17 protein-coding genes are annotated in these 22435 nt (G+C 29.9%); 12 read left to right on the forward strand and 5 right to left on the reverse strand.

Annotated elements, in window-relative coordinates; translation table 11 throughout:
- Position 1: 1 nt before the first annotated feature.
- From menA to ACSHW5_RS09430, 6 genes are all read left to right on the forward strand, one after another.
- Positions 2-925 (forward strand): 1,4-dihydroxy-2-naphthoate octaprenyltransferase, encoded by a 924-nt coding sequence (gene menA, locus ACSHW5_RS09405; protein ID WP_435675871.1) that lies wholly within the window; start codon positions 2-4, stop codon positions 923-925.
- 26 nt (positions 926-951) lie between these two features.
- Positions 952-1629: a metal-dependent hydrolase gene (locus tag ACSHW5_RS09410; RefSeq protein ID WP_435675872.1), complete on the forward strand. Its 678-nt coding sequence runs from the start codon at positions 952-954 to the stop codon at positions 1627-1629.
- Between the two features lie 2 nt (positions 1630-1631).
- Complete coding sequence (locus ACSHW5_RS09415) at positions 1632-2171, forward strand: SRPBCC family protein (RefSeq protein ID WP_435675873.1); 540 nt, start codon at positions 1632-1634, stop codon at positions 2169-2171.
- Between the two features lie 85 nt (positions 2172-2256).
- Positions 2257-3300, forward strand: coding sequence for an o-succinylbenzoate synthase (locus tag ACSHW5_RS09420; protein ID WP_435675874.1), 1044 nt, complete (start codon positions 2257-2259; stop codon positions 3298-3300).
- A gap of 39 nt (positions 3301-3339) precedes the next feature.
- On the forward strand, positions 3340-4317 hold the full coding sequence (locus tag ACSHW5_RS09425) for a lysostaphin resistance A-like protein (RefSeq protein WP_435675875.1): 978 nt from the start codon (positions 3340-3342) through the stop codon (positions 4315-4317).
- Positions 4301-5425 carry an AMP-binding protein gene (locus ACSHW5_RS09430; protein WP_435675876.1) on the forward strand — a complete coding sequence of 375 codons (1125 nt, stop codon included), beginning with the start codon at positions 4301-4303 and terminating at the stop codon, positions 5423-5425. The genes ACSHW5_RS09425 and ACSHW5_RS09430 overlap by 17 nt, the downstream gene beginning before the upstream one ends.
- On the opposite strand, the gene ACSHW5_RS09435 is transcribed toward ACSHW5_RS09430, so the two are convergent.
- The 5 genes from ACSHW5_RS09435 to uvrA all read right to left on the reverse strand — a co-directional run bounded on the left by ACSHW5_RS09435 (position 5422) and on the right by uvrA (position 16096).
- Positions 5422-6687, reverse strand: a complete 1266-nt coding sequence (locus ACSHW5_RS09435) for a hypothetical protein (protein ID WP_435675877.1) — start codon at positions 6685-6687, stop codon at positions 5422-5424. The two genes, ACSHW5_RS09430 and ACSHW5_RS09435, sit on opposite strands and share 4 nt — an antisense overlap.
- A 316-nt stretch (positions 6688-7003) precedes the next feature.
- A complete protein-coding gene (locus tag ACSHW5_RS09440; protein ID WP_435675878.1) occupies positions 7004-9460 on the reverse strand; it encodes an alpha-ketoacid dehydrogenase subunit alpha/beta in 2457 nt (818 codons plus the stop codon).
- Between the two features lie 169 nt (positions 9461-9629).
- Positions 9630-12440 carry an aminopeptidase gene (locus tag ACSHW5_RS09445; RefSeq protein ID WP_435675879.1) on the reverse strand — a complete coding sequence of 937 codons (2811 nt, stop codon included), beginning with the start codon at positions 12438-12440 and terminating at the stop codon, positions 9630-9632.
- A gap of 31 nt (positions 12441-12471) precedes the next feature.
- Positions 12472-13179 carry a TIGR00730 family Rossman fold protein gene (locus tag ACSHW5_RS09450; protein ID WP_435675880.1) on the reverse strand — a complete coding sequence of 236 codons (708 nt, stop codon included), beginning with the start codon at positions 13177-13179 and terminating at the stop codon, positions 12472-12474.
- 94 nt (positions 13180-13273) lie between these two features.
- The gene (gene uvrA / locus ACSHW5_RS09455) at positions 13274-16096 is read right to left on the reverse strand and encodes an excinuclease ABC subunit UvrA (protein WP_435675881.1); all 2823 of its coding nucleotides are present in this window, start codon (positions 16094-16096) and stop codon (positions 13274-13276) included.
- 181 nt (positions 16097-16277) lie between these two features.
- Between uvrA and ACSHW5_RS09460 the strand changes: the two genes are divergently transcribed.
- The 6 genes from ACSHW5_RS09460 (at position 16278) to ACSHW5_RS09485 (ending at position 22261) form a co-directional block, all read left to right on the forward strand.
- Complete coding sequence (locus ACSHW5_RS09460) at positions 16278-16499, forward strand: PspC domain-containing protein (protein WP_435675882.1); 222 nt, start codon at positions 16278-16280, stop codon at positions 16497-16499.
- Positions 16500-16502: 3 nt separating this feature from the next.
- Complete coding sequence (locus ACSHW5_RS09465; RefSeq protein ID WP_435675883.1) at positions 16503-17501, forward strand: potassium channel family protein; 999 nt, start codon at positions 16503-16505, stop codon at positions 17499-17501.
- Positions 17502-17560: 59 nt separating this feature from the next.
- Entirely contained in the window at positions 17561-18460 is a 900-nt protein-coding gene (gene rfbD / locus ACSHW5_RS09470; protein ID WP_435675884.1) for a dTDP-4-dehydrorhamnose reductase, read from the forward strand.
- 89 nt (positions 18461-18549) lie between these two features.
- Positions 18550-20160 carry an alanine/glycine:cation symporter family protein gene (locus ACSHW5_RS09475; protein WP_435675885.1) on the forward strand — a complete coding sequence of 537 codons (1611 nt, stop codon included), beginning with the start codon at positions 18550-18552 and terminating at the stop codon, positions 20158-20160.
- A gap of 12 nt (positions 20161-20172) precedes the next feature.
- Positions 20173-21075 carry a helix-hairpin-helix domain-containing protein gene (locus ACSHW5_RS09480; RefSeq protein WP_435675886.1) on the forward strand — a complete coding sequence of 301 codons (903 nt, stop codon included), beginning with the start codon at positions 20173-20175 and terminating at the stop codon, positions 21073-21075.
- A gap of 19 nt (positions 21076-21094) precedes the next feature.
- Complete coding sequence (locus ACSHW5_RS09485) at positions 21095-22261, forward strand: acyl-CoA dehydrogenase family protein (RefSeq protein WP_435675887.1); 1167 nt, start codon at positions 21095-21097, stop codon at positions 22259-22261.
- Positions 22262-22435: the final 174 nt, after the last annotated feature.

The following is a 22435-nucleotide window of genomic DNA, read 5'->3' on the forward strand; positions in this document are numbered from 1 at the left end:
TATGAGTATTTTAAATTACATTAAAGCGGCGCGTTTAAGAACTTTACCTTTGTCTGTTTCAGGAATTATTGTTGGAAGTTTTTTAGGAAATAATGATGTTTTTTCTGAAGGCAGTATAAAAATGAACATTTGGGAATCTTCTATCTTTTGGTTGGCAATTTTAACCACTGTTGGTTTTCAAGTTTTGTCTAATTTTGCTAACGATTATGGCGATGGTATAAAAGGATCTGATAATAATAGAACAGGAGAAGCAAGAATGGTTTCTTCTGGGGTTATTTCTCCGAAGCAAATGAAATTGGCTATGATACTTACTACAAGTATCACCTTAATTATAGCATTACTTTTGATTTTTGTATCTTTTGGAAAAGAAAATTTTGGGTATTCTATCTTGTTTTTACTTTTAGGAATTGCGTCTATAGCGGCGGCTATTAAATATACTGTAGGTAATTCTGCTTATGGGTATAGTGGTTTTGGTGATGTTTTTGTATTTCTATTCTTTGGATTGTTAAGTGTAGTTGGAAGTTATTTTTTACATACAAAACAGATTAATTTACAAATTTTTTTACCAGCAATTTCAATAGGCTTGTTAAGCGCTGCTGTATTAAATTTGAATAATATGAGAGATCAAATTGAAGATAAAAAGAATAATAAAAATACATTAGTAGTTAAATTAGGGAGTCAAAAAGCAAAATTTTATCATTATTTTTTAATTATAGGCGCATTGGTTTCTGCACTAATTTATGTGTTTTTAGATTATTATTCACCATTTCAGCTCATGTTTTTAGTTGCTTTTATACCTTTAGGATTCAATGTAATGCTAGTAGCAAAAAACGTTATTTTTGCAGAATTAGATAGTGAATTAAAGAAAGTTGCATTAAGTACGTTTCTGTTTGCCTTACTTTTTGGAATAGGGCAACTTTTATAATTTAATAAACAAATACAATTTTAGTTATGAATATTAAATTTTTAGGTCATTCTTGTTTTTCCATAGAAATAGATGCAAGTACTATTTTAGTAGATCCATTTATTTCGGGCAATTTATTGGCATCTGAAATAGATATTGCTGTTTTAAAAGCAGATTTTATTTTAATTACACACGCACATCAAGACCATGTTTTAGATGTAGAAGTAATTGCAAAAAGAACAAAAGCAGTTATTGTTTCTAATTATGAGATTGCAATGTATTATCAAGCTAAAGAATTAAATGTGTACCCAATAAATCATGGCGGTACGTTTGTGTCGGCTAATTTTAAAGCCAAATACGTAAATGCTATTCACACTTCTTCATTTGCAGATGGCACATATGGTGGAGAACCTGGAGGTTTTGTAATTTCTTCAAAAGATAAAAATCTTTATGTGGCTGGTGATACTGCATTAACAATGGATATGAAACTAATACCAATGTTTGTAAAATTAAATGCTGCCATTTTTCCAATAGGAGATACTTTTACAATGGGCATAGAAGATGCAATAATAGCTAGTGATTTAGTAGCATGTAACAAAATAATAGGATGTCATTTTAATACTTTTCCTCCTATAGAAATTGATAAAGATAAAGCTATTACTCAGTTTTCTGGGAAAGGAAAAGAATTGATATTATTAGAAATAGGAGAAAATACAAGTATATAAAGATGAAAACAATAAAAATAATTTTAATAATCATTACGGTATTCGTTGTTGGTTTTTTAGTGACAGGTTTACTTGTAAAGGAAACTAGTTATTCTGCAGAAGTCTCTGTTAATAAGTCTGTTAATGATGTTTTTAAAATGTTTAACAATTCAGAAAATATAAAAAAATGGATTCCAGAAGTAAAATCTTTTGATGTTGTAAATGAAAATCCAGGAAAAACAGGCAGTGTATATAAAATTGTTGTAGAAAATCAAGGACAAGAAATTGCCATGACAGAAAAAGTGTTGGCCTATGTTAAAAACGAAAAGGTAACTTTGTTTTTTGATGCAGAAAATATGCTAAAAACTGATGACTATCTTTTTACAGAAAAAGATGGAATTACAACCATTACGTTACACGCTAATTGCCAAAGCGATTCTTATATTATGGCGTGTGTGTTTCCTTTTTTTAAAGGTACTTTTCAAGAACAAGATCAATCGTATTTAAATAATTTTAAGGAGTATGTAGAAAGCGAAACAGTTGGAGAAGAAGTAGAAAAATAATAGTTTTTCGTTTTCTTTATTTCTGTTAATTTGTATGATTGCCTTTTTACACGAGTGTTTCTGTTTAATTTAATATTTTTTTCTATTGATAAAAGCAACCTACATAAAGTATATTTTAAATTTTAAAAACCCAAGTGGAACTTCACGAGGAATTTTAAGAACGAAAGAAACTTGGTTTATTATTTTAGACCAAAATGGAAAAATAGGAGTTGGAGAAACGGGTTTGTTTAGAGGTTTAAGTTTTGATGATGTTGAAAATTATGAAAATAAACTCATTGAGGTTTGTAAAAACATCAATCAAGGTTTAGAAAAATTACTACCTCAATTGTCTCATTTTCCTTCAATTCAATTTGGATTAGAACAGGCTTTTTTATCACTTAGAAGCACACATAAATTTGAGTTATTTCCATCAGAATTTACAACAGGAAAAAAAGCAATTGCTATAAATGGGTTAATTTGGATGGGAGAACAAGAGTTTATGAAAAATCAAATCAAAGAAAAGCTTAAAACGGGTTTTTCTTGCATTAAAATGAAAATTGGTGCAATTGATTTTGAGACAGAAATAAACTTGTTAAAATCTATCCGAAAAGAATTTTCATCCAAAGAAATTGAATTAAGAGTAGATGCAAACGGCGCTTTTAATTCTAAGAATGCATTAGAGAAATTAAAAAGATTGGCGGCTTTAGAAATTCATTCTATAGAACAACCAATAAAACAAGGTCAGGTTCAAGAAATGGCAGAATTATGTTCTAAAACTCCATTGCCAATTGCCTTAGATGAAGAATTAATTGGTGTGTTTTCTTCGGAAGATAAAAAGGCTTTATTAGAAACTATTCAACCTCAATTTATTATTTTAAAACCAAGTTTAATTGGTGGTTTTGCAGGAAGTACAGAATGGATTAAATTAGCCAATAATAACAACTGTGGTTGGTGGATTACGTCTGCATTAGAAAGTAATATTGGTTTAAATGCCATTGCACAATTTACCTATACTTTACAAAGTAAAATGCCACAAGGTTTAGGAACTGGAGGTTTATTTATCAATAATTTTGATAGTCCGTTGGTTGTAAAAAACGGAACTTTACAGTATGATATTTCCAAAAATTGGAATTTTAATTTAGTAAAATAATATTCTGATATTGATTCAGAAATTCTCAAATAAAAACAAATGAATTACATACAACAAGCCTATAAAGGTAAAAATGAATGGTATCATTGGGTAATTACCATAATTTTAGTCTTTGCCGGATGGCAATTTATTGGCGTTTTACCATTAACCGCTGTGGCCGTTATGTATTCTGCAGATATGTTAGAATTTACAAAAGCGGCACAAAATAATTTTATGAGTTTAGGCATTAACAGTAATTTGTTTTTAGCCTTAATGATTTTTATGTTTTTAATGGGCTTAATAGCATTATTTATTGGTGTAAAATATGTTCATAAAAGAACAATTACTTCATTAATAACAAGTAGAAAAAAGATAGATTGGAAACGGTTTTGGTTTGGTTTTATGAGTTGGGGTGTTGTTAGTGCGCTTGTAATTTATGCAGGAATTTTGGTGAGTCCAGAAAATTATATATGGAATTTTAACGCAACTCCTTTTTTTACTTTGTTGGTAATTTCTTTTTTGTTTTTACCTTTTCAAACTTCCTTTGAAGAATTATTATTTAGAGGATATTTTATGCAAGGCTTAGGGATTTTAGCAAAAAACCGTTGGCTTCCATTAATTTTAACATCTGTTTGTTTTGGCTTATTGCATGGCTCAAATCCTGAAGTAGAAAAACTGGGGTATATTACAATGGTTTTTTACATTGGTACTGGTTTTTTATACGGAATTACAACATTAATGGATGAAGGTACAGAATTAGCAATGGGATTGCACGCCATAAATAATATTGTTGCCGCCTTTTTTGTAACTACAGATTGGACAGTTTTTCAAACCGATGCGTTGTATATAGATACTTCTGAACCTTCTGTGGGTTGGGAAATGTTTTTCCCAGTTTTGGTATTGTATCCATTATTATTAGTTGTATTTTCTAAAAAATATGGATGGAGTAATTGGAAAGAAAAATTAACAGGAAAAATTGTAAAACCTGTTAATTTAAAAGAAAATTATAGAGTTTTAGAAGATGTTAAAATTGAATAAATTTCATAAAAATTTTAAGCTGAATGGTATTTCATTTACATCTGTAGATGAATTGTTAAGTTACGTACAAAATGTTTCTGAAGATTCCTTTATTTTTTTACAAAACTGGTTTTCTGAGGATGATTTTATCATCGTAAATACTTCAGGTTCTACAGGAAAACCCAAACCTATTCGACTGCAAAAAAAAAGGATTGTAAATTCAGCTTTAGCTACAGGAAAACATTTTAATTTAAAGAAAAAGACTACAGCGCTTTTGTGTTTGCCAATGGCCTATATTGCTGGTAAATTAATGATGGTGAGAGCGCTTACTTTAGGATGGCATTTAGATGTTGTACATCCAAGTTCTTATCCACTTCGTGGGATTGTAAAAGAGTATGATTTCTCTGCGATGGTTCCGTTACAAGTATCAAATTCATTAGATGAACTCTATAAAATTAAAAAATTAATTATTGGTGGAGGTGTGGTTTCTATACAATTACAAGAAAAATTACAATTGGTTACTACAGAAGCTTTTGCTACCTATGGTATGACCGAAACCATTACACATATTGCGGTAAAAAAGTTGAATTGTTTTTTTTCTTCCACAGAAAAACAAGTAAATAAATCTAATAATATAGATTCTTATCAAGAATTTTTAAGTGGATATTATAAGACATTGCCCAACGTTACTATTTACAAAGACCAAAGAAACTGTTTGGTAATAGATGCACAAAAAGTATCAAAAGAAATCATTTTTACAAATGATGTGGTTCAATTAATTTCTGATACACAGTTTAAATGGTTGGGTAGATTTGATGCTGTAATTAATTCTGGTGGTATTAAATTACATCCAGAAAAAATAGAAGAAAAATTATCTAAAATTATTGAACAACGTTTTTTTGTAGCAGGAATTCCAGATAAAAAACTAGGGCAAAAGCTTGTTTTAATTGTGGAACTAGAACAATTAAAAACATCAAAATTTAAAGATTTATTTCATGTTGAAATAAAAAAACGAACTTCACTTTCTAAAATTGAAATACCCAGAGAAATTTATTTTATTGATGATTTTATTGAAACGGAAACAAAAAAAATTCAGCGTAGCAAAACCTTAGATCTATTAAAGTTTTAAATAAACTTTAATAGATAGTCTCTTAAATCTTCATTTTCATTTAAATTCATTTTCTTTTTAATTCTATATCTTCCGGTTTGTACAGATCTTGGGTCTATTAAAAGTATTCTTGCAATTTCTTTTGTGTGCATATGTAGTTTAATAAACATGCAGTGTCTTAATTCAGTTTCGGAAAGTGTGGGATGTTTTTCATTTAATTTATCGTAAAAATTGTCATATACAGCATTAAAATGTTCTTTTAAAATATGCCAATCGTCATCTCTTTCTAAAACGTAATCTATTTGCTTTATGATTCCTTTTATAATTCCTTTTTCGTCCGTTTTAATTCCTTTTAAATCTGCTTTAATTTCTTTAAAATATTGCTTATTGTGCAGTATATTGGTAGATAAAGTAATCATTTCTTTATCTTTTTCTAAGATTTTAGCGGATAACGTAATTTGTTTTAGTTCAAGTTCTTTCTTATTTTTTTTTGAATATTCAAGAATAAAATAATAGCCTAGAACTAATAAAACACCTAAAAAACAGAATAAATACAATAAAATTCTTAAATAAAAATTGGTGTCTTCTAATCTTTCTTTTTGAACAGAAATTTTTTCAAATTCAAACTTTGTGTTTAAATCTTTTATTCTATATTTTAATTCTTGGTTACTTTTATTATGATCATCTATTACGCTTTTTAAAACTTCAGGATTATGATGACCAATGAGTTCTAAACTAAAAATACAGTCACTAGAGTATGTATGTACTTGATGTACTGAAATACTTATTGTATTCTCTCCTTCATTAAAAATAGAATTATCAAAGTAATATTCTTTAAATAGATGTTCAGCCTCCCCTTTAATAGTGCTTGCAGCTAAAGTAGTATTACCGATGGAAGAATTAGGCATGTTCTCTCTAATAAGTTCTTTGCCGTTTATATAAACCATTGCTCCGTCATCACTAAGAATTTTAAATTGATAAGCAACATAGGTGTTTTGAATAACTAATTTCTTTTTAAAATACTTTGTTATGTGTTTTTGCTCTTTATTATCTCCAAAATTAAGTACTGTGTTTATTTGATCACTTCCATATCCTAATGGTGATTTACCAAACTTCCAATTAGAAAATTCTGATTGTTGTATCCAATCATTTTCTAAATAATCATCATCATAATAATGCCAAGAATCTTCATTTTTAATAAGTAAATCTTGAGAGAAATAGCTGCTTACTTGAAATAATATAAGTAAGGTAATAATTCTTTTTAATGCTTGTAATCTTTTCATTTCTATGGGTGTAATCCTTTTTGTTGTGCAAATATAGTAGTTTTAGTGAATAATTTTTCTACTTGTAGTAGTTTTGTTGTTGTTTTTTTTGAGTAGAACCATAAATCAACACTATCTTTGATTTGAATTTTGAGATTATATGTAGTAGTTTAATTGGGGGATTAAATTTATTGCATACAAAATTCAAAAAAGAAAGTCGTGATTTTATTATCACGGCTTTTATTGTTTTATTTCGACACTATTTTAGAACATCAATAAAAAAAAATCCAACATAAATATACATTGGATTTGTTTAAAATATATAAATTTATATTTTCTATGAATACAAATTTGCAAACTTGTTAGGATTAGACTCGTGCATGATTTCATATATTTTTTCGAAAATATCTTCTTCAGATGGTTTCGAAAAATAATCACCATCTGTACCGTATGCAGGTCTATGTGCTTTTGAAGTTAGGGTTGCAGGTTTGCTATCTAAATATTGATATCCGTTTTGATCTTCTATGATCTTTTGTAAGATGTAGGCAGAAGCACCACCGGGTACATCTTCATCTACCACTAATAATTTATTTGTTTTTGCAACACTTTTTACACAATCTTGTTGTAAATCAAATGGTAATAAACTCTGTGCATCTATAATTTCTATATCAATACCTATCTGTGCTAATTCATTAGCTGCACTTTGTACCAAACGCAAGGTAGAACCGTAAGAAACTACCGTAATATCTTGACCTTCTTTTATAGTTTCTACCAAGCCAATAGGAGTTTTAAATTCTCCTAAGTTTACAGGTAATTTTTCTTTTAATCTGTAACCATTTAAACATTCTATAACTAAGGCGGGCTCATCTCCTTCTAAAAGAGTGTTATAAAAACCTGCTGCTTTTATCATGTTTCTAGGAACTAAAACATGTATACCTCTAATGTTATTAATAATGCCTCCCATAGGAGAACCTGCATGCCAAATACCTTCTAACCGATGACCACGAGTTCTTATAATTAAAGGTGCTTTTTGTTTTCCAAAAGTTCTGTAATGTAGTGTTGCTAAATCATCACTTAAAATTTGTAGCGCATACAATAAATAATCTAAATATTGTATTTCTGCAATGGGTCTTAACCCACGCAAAGCCAAACCAATTCCTTGACCAATAATAGTGGCTTCTCTAATACCGGTATCTGCAACTCTAATGTTACCATATTTTGCTTGTAAACCTTCTAAGCCTTGATTCACATCGCCAATTAAACCGGCATCTTCACCAAAAATTAGTACCTCTGGGTATTTCTTTAAAATGGCGTTAAAGTTGTCTCTCATAATAATTCTTGCGTCTACAAGTTGTTCTTTTTGAGAGTATTTAGGTTTAATTTCTTGAACATGTAATGCGCCTAAATTGGTTTCACTCATTAAAAAAGACGAGTATTTATAGTAGGCATCTTGCATAGAAATTTTAATAAAATTCTGAAGTTCGATTTTTTCAGGAAATTTTTCGTCTCTAATATATCGCAGTGTTTTTCTAGTTGCGCTTAAAATATCCTTTCTAACAGGTTCAACAATAAGTTTTAAGTCGTTTTTAATTTTTGAAATAAAAGCATTGTTTTTACTTTTGGAAGCTACTTTTTCTAAAAGCTTAATGGCAATGTTAACTTCTTCTTTTATTTCATTGCTGTGTGCATTCCAGGCATTTCTTTTTGCTGCAGCAACTTCTTTTTTTGCTTCTTTTTCTAATAATATAAGTTCTTCTTCAGAATTTACAAACCGTAAAGTTTCTCCGGTTTCGGTTTCTAGTTCAAACTCTAAAAGCCATTGACGCATTTTAGTAATGCAATCAAAATTTTTCTCCCATTTTAATCTTTCGGTAGATTTATATCTTTCATGAGAACCAGAAGTAGAGTGGCCTTGTGGTTGTGTTAGTTGGTGTACGTGTATTAAAACCGGCACATGTTCTTCTCTTGCAATTTTAGATGCTTTGCTATAAACATCTATTAATTGTACATAATCCCAACCTTTAACAACTAATATTTGATAACCATTTTTTCCATTTTCTTTTTGAAAACCTTTTAAAGCTTCAGAAATACTTTCTTTGGTGGTTTGATGTTTTGCGTGAACAGAAATTCCATATTCATCATCCCAAACACTCATAACCATAGGTACTTGTAAAACACCAGCAGCATTTATAGTTTCAAAAAAAACACCTTCGCTAGTACTTGCATTACCTATTGTTCCCCAAGCAACTTCATTTCCGTTGATAGAAAAATTAGTGTTGTTTTGTACGCTTTTTTCGTTTCTATATATTTTTGATGCCTGTGCTAAACCCAATAAACGGGGCATTTGAGCAGCGGTTGGCGAAATGTCTGCACTAGAATTGTATTGTTGCATTAGGTTTTTCCAGCTTCCATCTTCGTTTAAACTATGTGTAGCAAAATGACCGCCCATTTGTCTACCAGCAGACATAGGTTCTGAGGTAATGTCTGTATGTGCGTATAAACCAGCAAAAAATTGTTGTGGGGTTAACTCTCCAATAGCCATCATAAAAGTTTGATCTCTATAATAACCAGATCTAAAATCGCCTTTTTTAAAGGCTTTTGCCATGGCCAATTGTGGCACCTCTTTTCCATCACCAAAAATACCAAATTTAGCCTTGCCTGTTAAGACTTCTCTTCTGCCTAATAAACTACATTCTCTACTAATTTTAGCAATTCTATAGTCATTTAGTACTTCTTTTTTAAATTCGTTAAAAGATAGTTCTTGTTTAATAGGTGAAAGTGTCTCTTCTGGCATTTATATAAGTTTGGATGAATGCAAAGTTAAAATTATTTAGTTGATATTTAAAATGTTTTTCTTTTTATGAGAATATAGTAATTTTAATTCGAAATAATGATTTTTTGTTACGAATTATTTAAACAGGTATAATGGTTTTTTAAAATGCACTTTGTTTAATGTGCATTTTCTATAAAAAGCCGCGCTTGAAAAAATTAATAAGAGATTTTATATTCGCAGTAATGGTAAATCTTATTTTTTCTGAATACTTGTTTTGTCCAACTTCCCAACCATTATTAGAATACATAGGAAAATAGATTTCAAAATATTCATGAACAAAGTTAAAGCGAATTCCGCTTTCATAGGCAAAATAAAGCGGGTTGTTTTTGTTTTTTAAAAAAGCAACATCATTATAGAGCTCTACCCAACGCCATAAACCAATGCTAGAATTAAAAGAAACCATGTATTGGTTTGCAAATCTTGTAGGTAAAACAGATTTAAAACCACCTTCGTTTATAATGTATTGTTGACTAAAAAAACCTGAATTTTCTGATCTACCATAATAATTTAATTGAAACAAGTAATCATTAGCTCTGTCTAAACCAAAACTAAAATAATTACTGGTTGTTTTATTGCTTAAAAATGCACCAGCAAAAAATCTAAAATCTAATTGAGTATCTGAAGAAGTTAAGGTTCTAAAACGTAAATCTAAGGCTGCTTTAGAAAAATCTTTCGCAAACTCTGTGCTAAAACTATATCGTAATTCTTTAATAATGTCTGGTTTACTATAATTATAACTCAAACTAAATACGTTGTAATTATCTTGGTCTGTTTGTTGTGTTTGTGGAGCAACTTCTTTATCTATATGTACCATTTTTGCTCTTATAGATCTGCTACTAGTTTCTCTTAAAGACTTTCTGTTAAATAGTACATCTACATAAGGTATAAAAGAGGTATAGGTTAATTCTGGAGCGTATTGTAAGCTGTTTCCGGCAAGGCCATAAGAGATTTTATAAATGTTTGAGTTTTCATAAAATTGACTGTATCTTATAGAAGCACTTCCTGCCAAAGAGCCACTTTTTGTTCCGTAAGCAGGAGAAAGACTAAATTCTAAATTACGTTTAAGTAAAGGTTTGTTATGTAAATTTAAACCTAAAATTAAACCGTCGTAAAAGTTGTATTTTATATTTGGTTGATAAAAAATTTGATTGTAATCTGGCGCTTCAATGTCTTTTATAAAAGTTAATTTTAAAGGTTTATTAAATAACTTTTTTTGCACGTTTTTCCAATTGTCTAATGTATTATATTCAGGATATAAATTTTCATAATTTAAAACGAGTTTATCATAATTTCCCTTTATAATTTTTACGGTCTTTGTGCTATCTACATTTGTAATCCATTTTTTTAATTGAATCTCGTTGTCTTTTAAAGCATACAAAGCAACAGGAGTTGTTATGTTTCTTTTATTTTTTATGGTTACTTGTAAACTATCTTTTTGAGGAACAATAGCCTCTATTTTATGATCTATTTTTTTATTTGTTTTTATAAAATCGTTAAAAAACCAATCTAAATTTTTAGTAGTATTTTGAGCCAATAATTCTTTAAATTGTTTGCTAGAAGTAATTTTAAGTTGATTGTTTTGATAAAATTCTTTAATTGTTGTGTTGATAATACTATCTCCTAAATACCCTTTTAAATACCTAAAACCTAAGCCAGCTTTATACTTACTTGCAATTCTTCTATTAAAATTTGATAAAGAGTCTAAAGGCACCGTTAACGCTTGATCTAAAAATTTACGAGCCGTAAATTGATAAATAAATGGATATTTATCATTAAAATCTAATTTTGAAATATTGAATTTTTTTAAGAGCCAAGAATTAGAAGCATTTCCTAATAATTTAACTTCCGGGTAAAATTCTTCTATATATTCAATCATTAAATAATTCTGAATACCATCTATGAGCCAATAATCTTCTCTTTTATTTAAAAGCAAGGTGTTTTCTATGCATCTTTTTGTGAGGGCTTTAAACATGGTAATGTCCCATTTAAAAACATCAGAGAAAGGGCGTAAAAAACTGGGTAACTGATTTAAACCATATATAGGGTTTTTGCGTTGGGTTGCTTTGTCTATATAGATTTCTAAATGAGGATATTTTCCCAAATATTTTTCGATAAATTCTATTTCCCTATTTAAAATATTGGTGGTTACTTCATAGTCTAACTCTTCCGAAAAAACATCGGTATGAACAGCAATTTTCTTTGTTTTAAATGTTTTTAATTGCGGTTTTTTGTTGATACCTAAAATGATATCTGTTTTGTTTTTTCCAACTAAATAGTAATGATTGTAATTTTCTTTCTGTGTTTCATATTGGTATAAATTACTTTCAACAATATATTCTTTAGGTACATCAATTTCTATGGTAAAATCTGTGCCTGCTTCATATAAATCATCAATATTAAGATTGCTCATTAATTGCCAACCCTTGTTATAAACAGCAGGCGTTAAGTACCAAAAACGTAAATGATACCCTTCATCGGTTTTACCATAACCCGTAAATTTTGCATTGGGTATTTTTACTTGATAAAGAGATGTAATTATAATACTATCTTTTGGTTGCAGAGGAGTTTTGAGTTCTACTCTAAGAATATCTGGTTGCCCTGCGACTTCGTTAGAGAAAGTGTTTTCGAAATTTACAGAGACATTTTTTATATTGGTGTTTCCTAAATCTTCCTTTTTGGCAAAATAGAAGTCTTTTTTAAAATTTTCAATAAAACGTTTACTTAGCGGAGTTTTTCTATTTTTAAAACTATTGGGCCAATTGTGCAAATAAACAACATTTAAAATACTGTCGGAAGTATTGTAATATACAATTTCTTGCTGTATCTGTAATTCATTTTTATCAACATCTAAAATAGATTTTATATGTATAACATTTTGTTGCCCAAAAGTTTGTATGGCTATAAAAAAGGCAATGAATATTATGTAAAAACGAGTTTTCAATTATATATTACTTCTTTAAAATGGTTTGCTTTTAAAAATTTGGTTTTAACTGATACTTGGTGTAAAACTTATTTAAGTGATCTATAGCTTCATCTGCGGTGTCTACCAATCTAAAAAGATTCAAATCCTTTTCACTTATATTTCCTTCTTCAATAAGTGTATTTTTAATCCAGTCTAACAAGCCACCCCAGAATTTTTTACCAACCAAAACAATAGGAAAACGACCAATTTTATGTGTTTGAATTAATGTAATAGCTTCAAAAAGTTCATCCATAGTACCAAAACCACCAGGCATAACAATAAAGCCTTGAGAGTATTTTACAAACATTACTTTACGAACAAAAAAGTAATCGAAATCTAAACTTTTTCCTTGGTCTATCCATGGGTTGTCATGTTGCTCAAAAGGGAGTTCAATATTTAAGCCAACAGAACTTCCTTTACCTCTATGTGCACCTTTATTACCAGCTTCCATAATTCCTGGTCCACCGCCAGTAATAACACCATATCCATTTTGTGTTAATTTAAAAGCAATTTCTTCTGCCAAAACATAATAAGGATGGTCTGGTTTTGTTCTTGCTGATCCAAAAATAGATACCGAAGGACCTACTTTACTTAAACGTTCATAGCCCTCTACAAATTCTGCCATAATTTTAAAAATAGCCCAAGAATCGTTTGTTTTTATTTCGTTCCAAGTTTTTTGTTGTAGTTTTTCTCTTATTTTTCTATCGTCATTTGTCATAATGTATACTTTATTTTTTTTCCTTTTTCAAAAAAAGAAATGCTTGCTAAATTAGTTCTTTTTCAACATTTTGCTGCTGTGAATGTTACAAATTTTATTTTAATTCTTTTTTAAGGAATTTAGCGGTATAGCTGGTTGTATGTTTGGCAACTTCCTCAGGGGTTCCTGTGCATAGAATTTTACCTCCTTTTTTTCCGCCTTCCATACCAACATCAATAATATAATCTGCTAATTTTACCACATCTAAATTATGTTCAATAATTAATACAGTATTTCCTTTGTTGGCAAGTTTGTTTAAAACGTCCATTAATACTCTAATATCTTCAAAATGAAGACCCGTTGTAGGTTCGTCTAAAATATAAAAAGTATTGCCAGTATCTCTTTTAGAGAGTTCTGTAGCTAATTTTATACGCTGCGCTTCACCACCAGAAAGGGTGGTAGATTGCTGTCCTAAGGTGATATAACCTAGTCCAACATTTTTTATTGTTTTTAGTTTTCTATGAATTTTAGGAATCATTTCAAAGAAATCTGTAGCATCTTCAATGGTCATATTAAGAACATCAGAAATAGATTTTCCTTTGTACCTAATTTCTAAGGTTTCTCTGTTAAAACGCTTTCCTTGGCAAGTTTCACACTCTACATGAACATCAGGTAAAAAATTCATTTCAATAACTCTTACACCGCCACCTTGGCAAGTTTCACAACGTCCGCCTTTTACATTAAAAGAGAATCTTCCTGGTTTGTAACCGCGAATTGCAGCTTCTGGAGTTTTGGCAAACAAGCTTCTAATTTCTCCAAAAGTTCCTGTATAAGTTGCTGGGTTAGAACGTGGTGTTCTTCCGATAGGAGATTGGTCTATATCTATTACTTTATCTACATGTTCTAAGCCTTCAATTTTTTTATAAGGCATTGGTTTTTTTACACCTCTATATATATGAGCATTTAAAATTGGGTATAAAGTTTCGTTTATTAAGGTTGATTTTCCACTTCCAGAAACACCGGTTACACAAATCATTTTTCCCAAAGGAAACGCCACAGAAACATTTTTTAAATTGTTGCCAGAAGCGCCTTTTAGTGTTATGAATTTTCCATTTCCTTTTCGGCGTTTTTTCGGAATTTCAATTTCTTTTCTTCCTGTTAAATAATCTGCCGTTAAGGTATTTTGTTTTTTTAATTCTTCAAAAGTTCCTGAGCTTACAATTTCGCCTCCGTGTCTTCCTGCTCCAGGGCCAATATCAAAGACAAAATCGGCATGTTCCATCATGTCTTTGTCGTGTTCTACCACTAAAACAGAGTTTCCAATATCACGTAATTTTATCAAAGAATCTATTAGTTTTTGATTATCACGTTGATGCAATCCAATACTGGGTTCATCTAAAATATAAAGCACACCCACTAATTGAGAACCAATTTGTGTTGCCAAGCGAATTCTTTGTGCTTCTCCGCCAGAAAGGGATTTAGAAGTTCTGTCTAAGCTTAAATAATCTAAACCAACATCTAATAAAAACTGAATTCTGGTGCTAATTTCTTTTAAAATTTCTGAAGCTATAATAAGTTGTTTTTCTGATAATTTTTTCTCAATATGTTTAAACCATTTTGCAAGTTCAGTAACATCCATTTGTGTCAATTCGCTGATGTTTTTATCAGAAACTTTAAAGTGAAGTGCTTCTTTTTTAAGTCTTTTTCCGCCACAAGTTGCACAAGAAACTTCATCCATAAAACCTTTTGCCCAACGTTTTATAGTAGTACTTTCTGCATTTGCATATTGATTTTCAATAAAAGAGATAATTCCTTCAAAATCTATTTTATAATTTCTTGTAACTCCAACTGTTTTAGAGGTGATTTCAAAAGACTCATTGCCGCCTTTTAAAATTATATCTAAAGCTTCTTTTGGAATACTTTTTATAGGGTCTGTTAATTTGAATTTGTAACGTTCTGCAATATTTTGAATTTGTTTAAAAATCCAACTGCTTTTTTGTGCTCCTAAAGGAACAATTCCTCCATTTTGTATAGAAATAGAATTGTCTGGAATTACTTTATGAAGGTTTATTTCATTCATAATTCCCAATCCATTGCATTTGTTACACGCACCTTTTGGTGAGTTAAAAGAAAAGTTATTTGGTTCTGGATTAGGATATGCAATTCCCGTTGTTGGGCACATTAATTCTCTACTAAAATATCTAGGTTCATTGTTATCAATGTCTATAACCATCATAATATTATTGCCAGAATATAGTGCGGTTTTTATGGTTTCTTCTAAGCGTTTTTCTGCAGATTCATTAATTAACAGTCTATCAATAACAACTTCAATATCATGCGTTTTGTACCTGTCTAAACGCATTCCTTTTTCAATTTCTTTTATTTCGCCATCAACCCTAACACGTAAAAAACCTTGTTTAGAAATTTGTTCAAAAAGTTCGCGATAATGCCCTTTTCTAGATTTAATTAAAGGTGCTAAAACGGCTATTTTTTTATCAGCAAAGTCAGTTATTATAAGTTGTCTTATTTGTTCATCAGAATAACTCACCATTTTTTCTCCGGTATTGTAAGAATAGGCATCTGCAGCTCTGGCAAATAACAATCTTAAAAAATCGTAGATTTCTGTAATGGTTCCTACTGTAGACCGCGGACTTTTATTAGTAGTTTTCTGTTCAATAGAAATAACAGGCGAAAGGCCATCAATTTTATCAACATCAGGTCTTTCTAATCCGCCTAAAAATTGGCGCGCGTATGCAGAAAAAGTTTCAATATAACGTCTTTGTCCTTCAGCATAAATAGTATCAAAAGCTAAAGAAGATTTTCCGCTGCCGCTTAAACCCGTAATAACAACTAGTTTTTCACGAGGAATTTTTACATCAATATTTTTTAAGTTATGGACTCTTGCCCCGTAAACTTCTATGTATTCTTGGTCTTTCAAATGAGGAGTTTTTTTCGGAAAAAGGCAAAGTTAAAGAATCCAATTTTAATCTAAGAATGATTGTTTAATGCTTTTAATATTTAACTTTTTGTAAAAATAGTAATTCTGTGAAAACAGAAATTTAAAATGTATTGATTTCAAATGATAAAATACTATCTTGCATTTAAATATTAGAAGGTAAATGATAAATACTATTCGACATTTTTTTGAAAGAAACGGATTTCAAGTTTCATCAAGATTAGCAGACAGAATTGGAATGCGTGCGCAAAACGTAAGGTTGTTTTTTATTTATGTTACTTTTTTTACAGTAGGCCTGTCTTTTGGCTTTTACTTAACCTTGGCATTTTTATTAAAATTAAAAGACATGATGTATACAAAAAGAAGTTCTGTATTTGATTTATAAAGTATGAAAATATTAGAATCTAAAATTAATAAAACCTTATTTCTAGTAATTTCCATTTTGGCAATGGGAACGGTTGGGTACATGTTACTTTCTCATTATACTTTTGTAGATGCGTTGTATATGACTGTTATTACCGTAACTACTGTTGGTTTTGGAGAATTGAGACCATTTACTCCTGTAGAAAAAATTTTTACAATATTTCTTATTTTAACTAGTATTACTGTTTTTGGTTATGCAGTTTCAGCTTTCTCAGAATATTTAGTAAGCGGTAAATTATTTGAACATTTTAAACATAAAAAAGTGGAAAAACAAATAGCACATTTAAAAGGACATACCATTGTTTGTGGTTTTGGTAGAAACGGTAAACAAGCAATTTTAAAGTTAAAAAATTACAATAAGAAATTTGTTGTTGTTGAAAAAAACAAAGAAAGAATTGAAACTTTAGATGCAGAAGGTGTTTTAAATATTTATGGTGATGCCACTTTAGATGAAACATTATTAAAGGCAGGAATAGAAAATGCAGCCTTTTTAATTACTGCTTTGCCATCGGATGCAAATAACTTATTTGTTGTTTTAACGGTGAGTCAATTAAATAAAAATTGCAAAGTAATTAGTAGAGCTTCTAATGATTCTTCTTTCAGTAAATTAAAAATTGCAGGAGCAAGTAATGTAATTATGCCAGATAAATTAGGTGGAGATCACATGGCATCTTTAGTAACTACGCCAGATGTTATAGAATTTGTAGATAGATTAACTATTGAAGGAGAAACTACAGCCAATTTAGAAGAGATAGATGTAAATGATTTGCCAAAAAAATATTTGAATAAAACGTTGTTAGATTTAGATTTAAGAAGGCAAACAGGTTGTACCGTAATCGGTTTTATAAAACCGGATAAAGAATATATTATAAACCCAGAAGCAGATTGTAAATTAATTGAAGGTTCTCATTTAATTGTATTGGGTAGACGTAATCAAATTTTAAAATTAAGAGAGCTATTTTAAGTGTTGTTTTTTTGGTAAGCTCACTTAAAAAGGAATAATAAAAAGGAACTTATTTATTTATGAATAAAGTTATTATTACTGGTAGTAACGGATTGTTAGGGCAATCATTACTGAATTTATTGCTACAAGAAAAAGAAAAGTACCAAGTTTTTGGTTTTTCAAGAGGAGAAAACAGAAGCGGAAGAAACGATTTTACCTATGTTTCTATTGATATTACAAGTGAAGAAAAATTAAAAAATAAGATCAAAGAAATTCAACCCAACTTTATTTTTAACACGGCTGCTATGACGCAAGTAGATGATTGTGAAAATAATAAAGAAAGTTGCGACTTGTTAAATGTTACCGTTGTAAAATGGTTGGCAGAAATTTCAAAGCAATTAAACGTGCATTTAATTCATCTTTCCACAGATTTTATTTTTGATGGAAAAAAAGGGAATTATAAAGAAACGGATACGCCAAATCCGTTAAGTTATTATGGATTATCAAAATTAAAATCAGAACAACTTTTATTAAAATCAGAAATAGACTATACTATTTTAAGAACCATTTTGGTATATGGAAAAGTTTTTGATATGAGCCGAAGTAATATTGTACTTTGGGTAAAAAGTATGTTAGAAAAAGGCAAAGAGATTACTATTGTTGATGATCAGTTTAGAACACCAACTTATGTAGAAGATTTAGCGTTGGCGTGTAAAATAGCGATGGATAAAAAAGCTACAGGAATTTATCATATTTCATCAAACCAACTATTAAGTGTTTATGAAATAGCCGGGCAAATTGCAGATGCCTTTAATTTAGATAAAAATTTGATAAAGCCAATATCTACAGCTACCTTAAATCAAACAGCACCAAGACCTGCAAAAACAGGTTTCAATTTATCAAAAACAAACAAAGTTTTAGGGTTTTATCCGAAAACTTTTAAAGAAGATTTACAACGATTTAAACAAACCGTTATCTAAAAAACACTTTTAACTACTAAAAGTTGTCAAAAGAGCATTTTTTTAAGATATTGCGAGTTACTAATTAATTAAACTAATCATATTATATTATGAAGAAAAAACTTCTTTCATTGCTTTTATTAGCATTTCCAATGTTCTCTTTTGCACAAGAGATGTCAATGGATGAAAAAATAGAAGCACAATTTAAACCGTTTGCAGATGCTGTTAGTTCAGTGGTTTTTTATCCAATTTCCATCGTAGGTATAAATGTTCCAATTGTAATTATTGTTTTATTATTAGGAGCCTTGTTTTTTACTTTGTATTTTAAGTTTGCCAATATAACCTTAATGGGCGTTGCTTTTCATGCAACAAGAGGTAAGTATGATAAGATTGATCATCATTCTGTAGACGAAGCTGCTGGAGATCCAACTCCTGGAGGAGATGTTTTTGAAAGTGTACAAGCAGAAGGAGTTATAGGAGAAGTTACACATTTTCAGGCTTTAACAGCTGCATTATCTGCAACTGTAGGTTTGGGTAATATTGCTGGGGTGGCAGTGGCAATTGCAATTGGTGGTCCTGGTGCTACTATCTGGATGATTGTTGCCGGTTTTTTAGGAATGTCTACAAAATTAGTAGAGGCTACTTTAGGAGTAAAATATAGAGAAGTTGGCGAAGATGGAAAAATCTATGGTGGGCCAATGTATTATTTAAAGAAAGGATTAAAAGAAAAGAAGTTAGGTGGCTTAGGTAAAGTTTTAGCGGGTGTTTATGCAGTATTTGTTATTGGAGGTTCTTTTGGCGGTGGAAACATGTTTCAATCTAACCAAGCAGCCGCACAATTTAAACAACTTTTTGGTCTAGATTCTGGGTTTTTCTTTGGAATCTTAATGGCAATATTAGTAGGAATTGTAATTATTGGAGGAATTAAAAGAATAGGGCGAGTAACAGAAAAAATAGTTCCGTTTATGGGAATTATGTTTGTAGGTGCTGCTTTGGTAATTATTGGTATGAATATTACCATACTTCCAGACGCTATCGTTCAAATTTGGGACGGAGCTTTTAATCAAACGTCTGTAGTTGGAGGTTTAATTGGGGTAATGATTGTTGGTTTTCAAAGAGCAGCTTTTTCAAATGAGGCTGGTGTTGGTTCTGCATCTATTGCACATGCAGCTGTAAAAACAAGATTTCCTGCAAGTGAAGGTATAGTAGCTTCAATTGGTCCATTTGTAGATACTGTAATTATTTGTACAATGACCGCTTTGGTAATTGTGGTAACCAATTTAAAGAGTAATTTATTTAATTACTCAAATTTAGATGAAGGTGGTAATGTAATTATGAATGAAACTGGTAAACATTTGGGAGGTGTAGATTTAACCTCAGTAGCTTTTGATTCTGCCATTCCTAATTTTTCTATTTTACTAACTATAGCGGTAATTTTATTTGCTTTTTCTACCATGCTTTCTTGGTCTTATTACGGAATTCAAGGTTGGAAGTATTTATTTGGAAAAAGTAAAATAGTTGACATCACCTATAAAACATTATTTTTAATTTTTGTGGTAATTGGTGCCTCTTCTAGTTTAGGTTCTGTAATTGAGTTTTCTGATGCAATGATATTCGCCATGGTGTTTCCAAATATTATTGGACTACTCTTATTAGCACCAAAAGTAAAAGTTGAATTAAAAAGATATCTAACTGCAGTCGGACATAAAAAAACAAAATAAAAAAACAATAAAATGAATTTTTTTAAATCCCATTTCTGGTATCACAAAAGCCAAAGAAATGGGATTTTCTTTTTGCTAATAAGTATCATTATTTTACAACTAGTCATTGTATTTGGTAATTTTTCTTCAGAAGAAAATTCAGATGTAAATACTCCACAAGTTTTAGCGTTTCACAAACAAATAGATAGTTTAAAGTTTCTAGAAATTGAAAACAGAAAACCCAAGGTGTTTCCTTTCAATCCTAATTATATCACAGATTATAAAGGAGAACAGTTAGGCATGTGTATAGAGGAAATTGACAGACTTTTGGCTTTTAGAAAAACCAAAAAGTTTGTGAATTCTAAAGAAGAATTTCAGAAAGTAACTAAAATTTCAGATAGTTTATTAAATAAAATATCTCCATATTTTAAATTTCCAGATTGGATTGTAAAAAACAGTCAAAAAAAACAATATTCAAATTCATCAGTAGCAAAAAAGAATCAATCCTCTTTTAATAAATTAAAGAATAAAATTACCACCACAGATATTAATAAGGCAACAGCAGAAGACTTAAAAACTGTTTATGGAATAGGAGAGAAGCTTTCCGAACGTATTATTAAATACCGTACTAAATTGCAAGGGTTTTCTTTTGATTATCAACTAAATGAAGTTTGGGGTTTGGAAAAAGAAGTAGCAGAAAAAGTTTTAGCCATCTTTAAAATTATTGAAAAACCCACTATAAAAAAGGTAAATGTAAATACAGTATCCTTTAAAGAATTGTTAAAAAATCCCTATATTGATTATAATTTATGCATAAAAATTTTTAATTATAAAGATGAAGTTGCTGAGCTTCAAGAAATATCACAATTAAAAAATATCACAAATTTTCCTCTAGATTTGTATGACAGAATAGTCTTATATTTGGTGGCTGAATAACACACAAATTTCTATTATAATGAGCAGTATGTATTTTACTGAAGAGCATGAAGCTTTTCGTGCAAGTTTCAAAGAATTTTTGCAGAAAGAAGTAGTTCCCCACATAGAAAAATGGGAAAAAAATGGAAGCATAGAGCGTTTCATTTGGAAGAAATTTGGTGAAATGGGATATTTTGGTTTAAATACTCCAGAAGAATTTGGAGGTTTACATTTAGATTTATTTTATACGGTTATTTTTTTAGAAGAATTACAAAAAATAAATTCGGGTGGTTTTGCCGCTGCCATGTGGGCGCATCAATATTTAGCCATGACACATTTAGCTAAAGAAGGAGATGATTTTATCAAAAATAAATATTTAGTACCCAGTGTAGAAGGAGATATGATTGGTTGTTTGTGTATAACAGAACCTTTTGGTGGCTCTGATGTTGCAGGAATGCGTTCTACAGCCATAAAAAAAGGAGATACTTATATTTTAAATGGCTCAAAAACCTTTATTACAAACGGTGTGTATTCAGATTATTTAATAGTTGCAGCAAAAACAGATCCTTCAAACAAGTACAAAGGAATTAGCATTTTTGTAGTAGATAGAGCAGCAAAAGGCGTTTCTGCAACTAAGTTAGATAAACTTGGCTGGAAAGCCTCTGATACAGGAGAAATTGCATTTGATAATGTAGAAGTTCCGGCAACAAATTTAATGGGTCAAGAAGGAAAAGGATTTCCATATATAATGCAGCATTTTGCTTTAGAGAGATTGGTAATGGCGGTAAACGCCCATGCAAGAGCAGAATTTGCTACAGATTACGCCATTAAATATATGGAAGAAAGAGTTGCCTTTGGTAAACCTTTAGACCAATTTCAAGTATTAAGACATAAAATAGCCGAAATGGCAAGTAGAGTAGATATGTGTAAAGAGTACAATTACTCAATCACAAATCGCTTAAATCATGGTCAGTATGTTGTAAAAGAAGCAAGTATGGCAAAGTTTTTAGCAACAAAAATGGCAGACGAAGTTATTTATGACGCACTACAAATGTTGGGCGGATATGGCTATATGGAAGATTATCCGATGGCGCGTTTATTAAGAGACAGTAGATTAGGCCCCATTGGTGGAGGAACATCAGAAATCTTAAAAGAAATTATAGCTAAAATAGTTATTGATAAAAAAGAATACAAACCAGCAACATAATTTCTTACTATATAAGGACATATAATTCTACAAGATTTTAAAATTTTGTAGAATTTTTCTTTTTAATGAAGATTGAGTAGCTCCAGTTTTTTTAGTTTTAATACTTAATACTTAATACTTAATACTTAATACTTAATACTTAATACTTAATACTTAATACTTAATACTTAATAC

Origin of the sequence: Polaribacter sp., from assembly GCF_051251875.1 — a bacterium.
Taxonomy (GTDB): Bacteria; Bacteroidota; Bacteroidia; order Flavobacteriales; family Flavobacteriaceae; genus Polaribacter.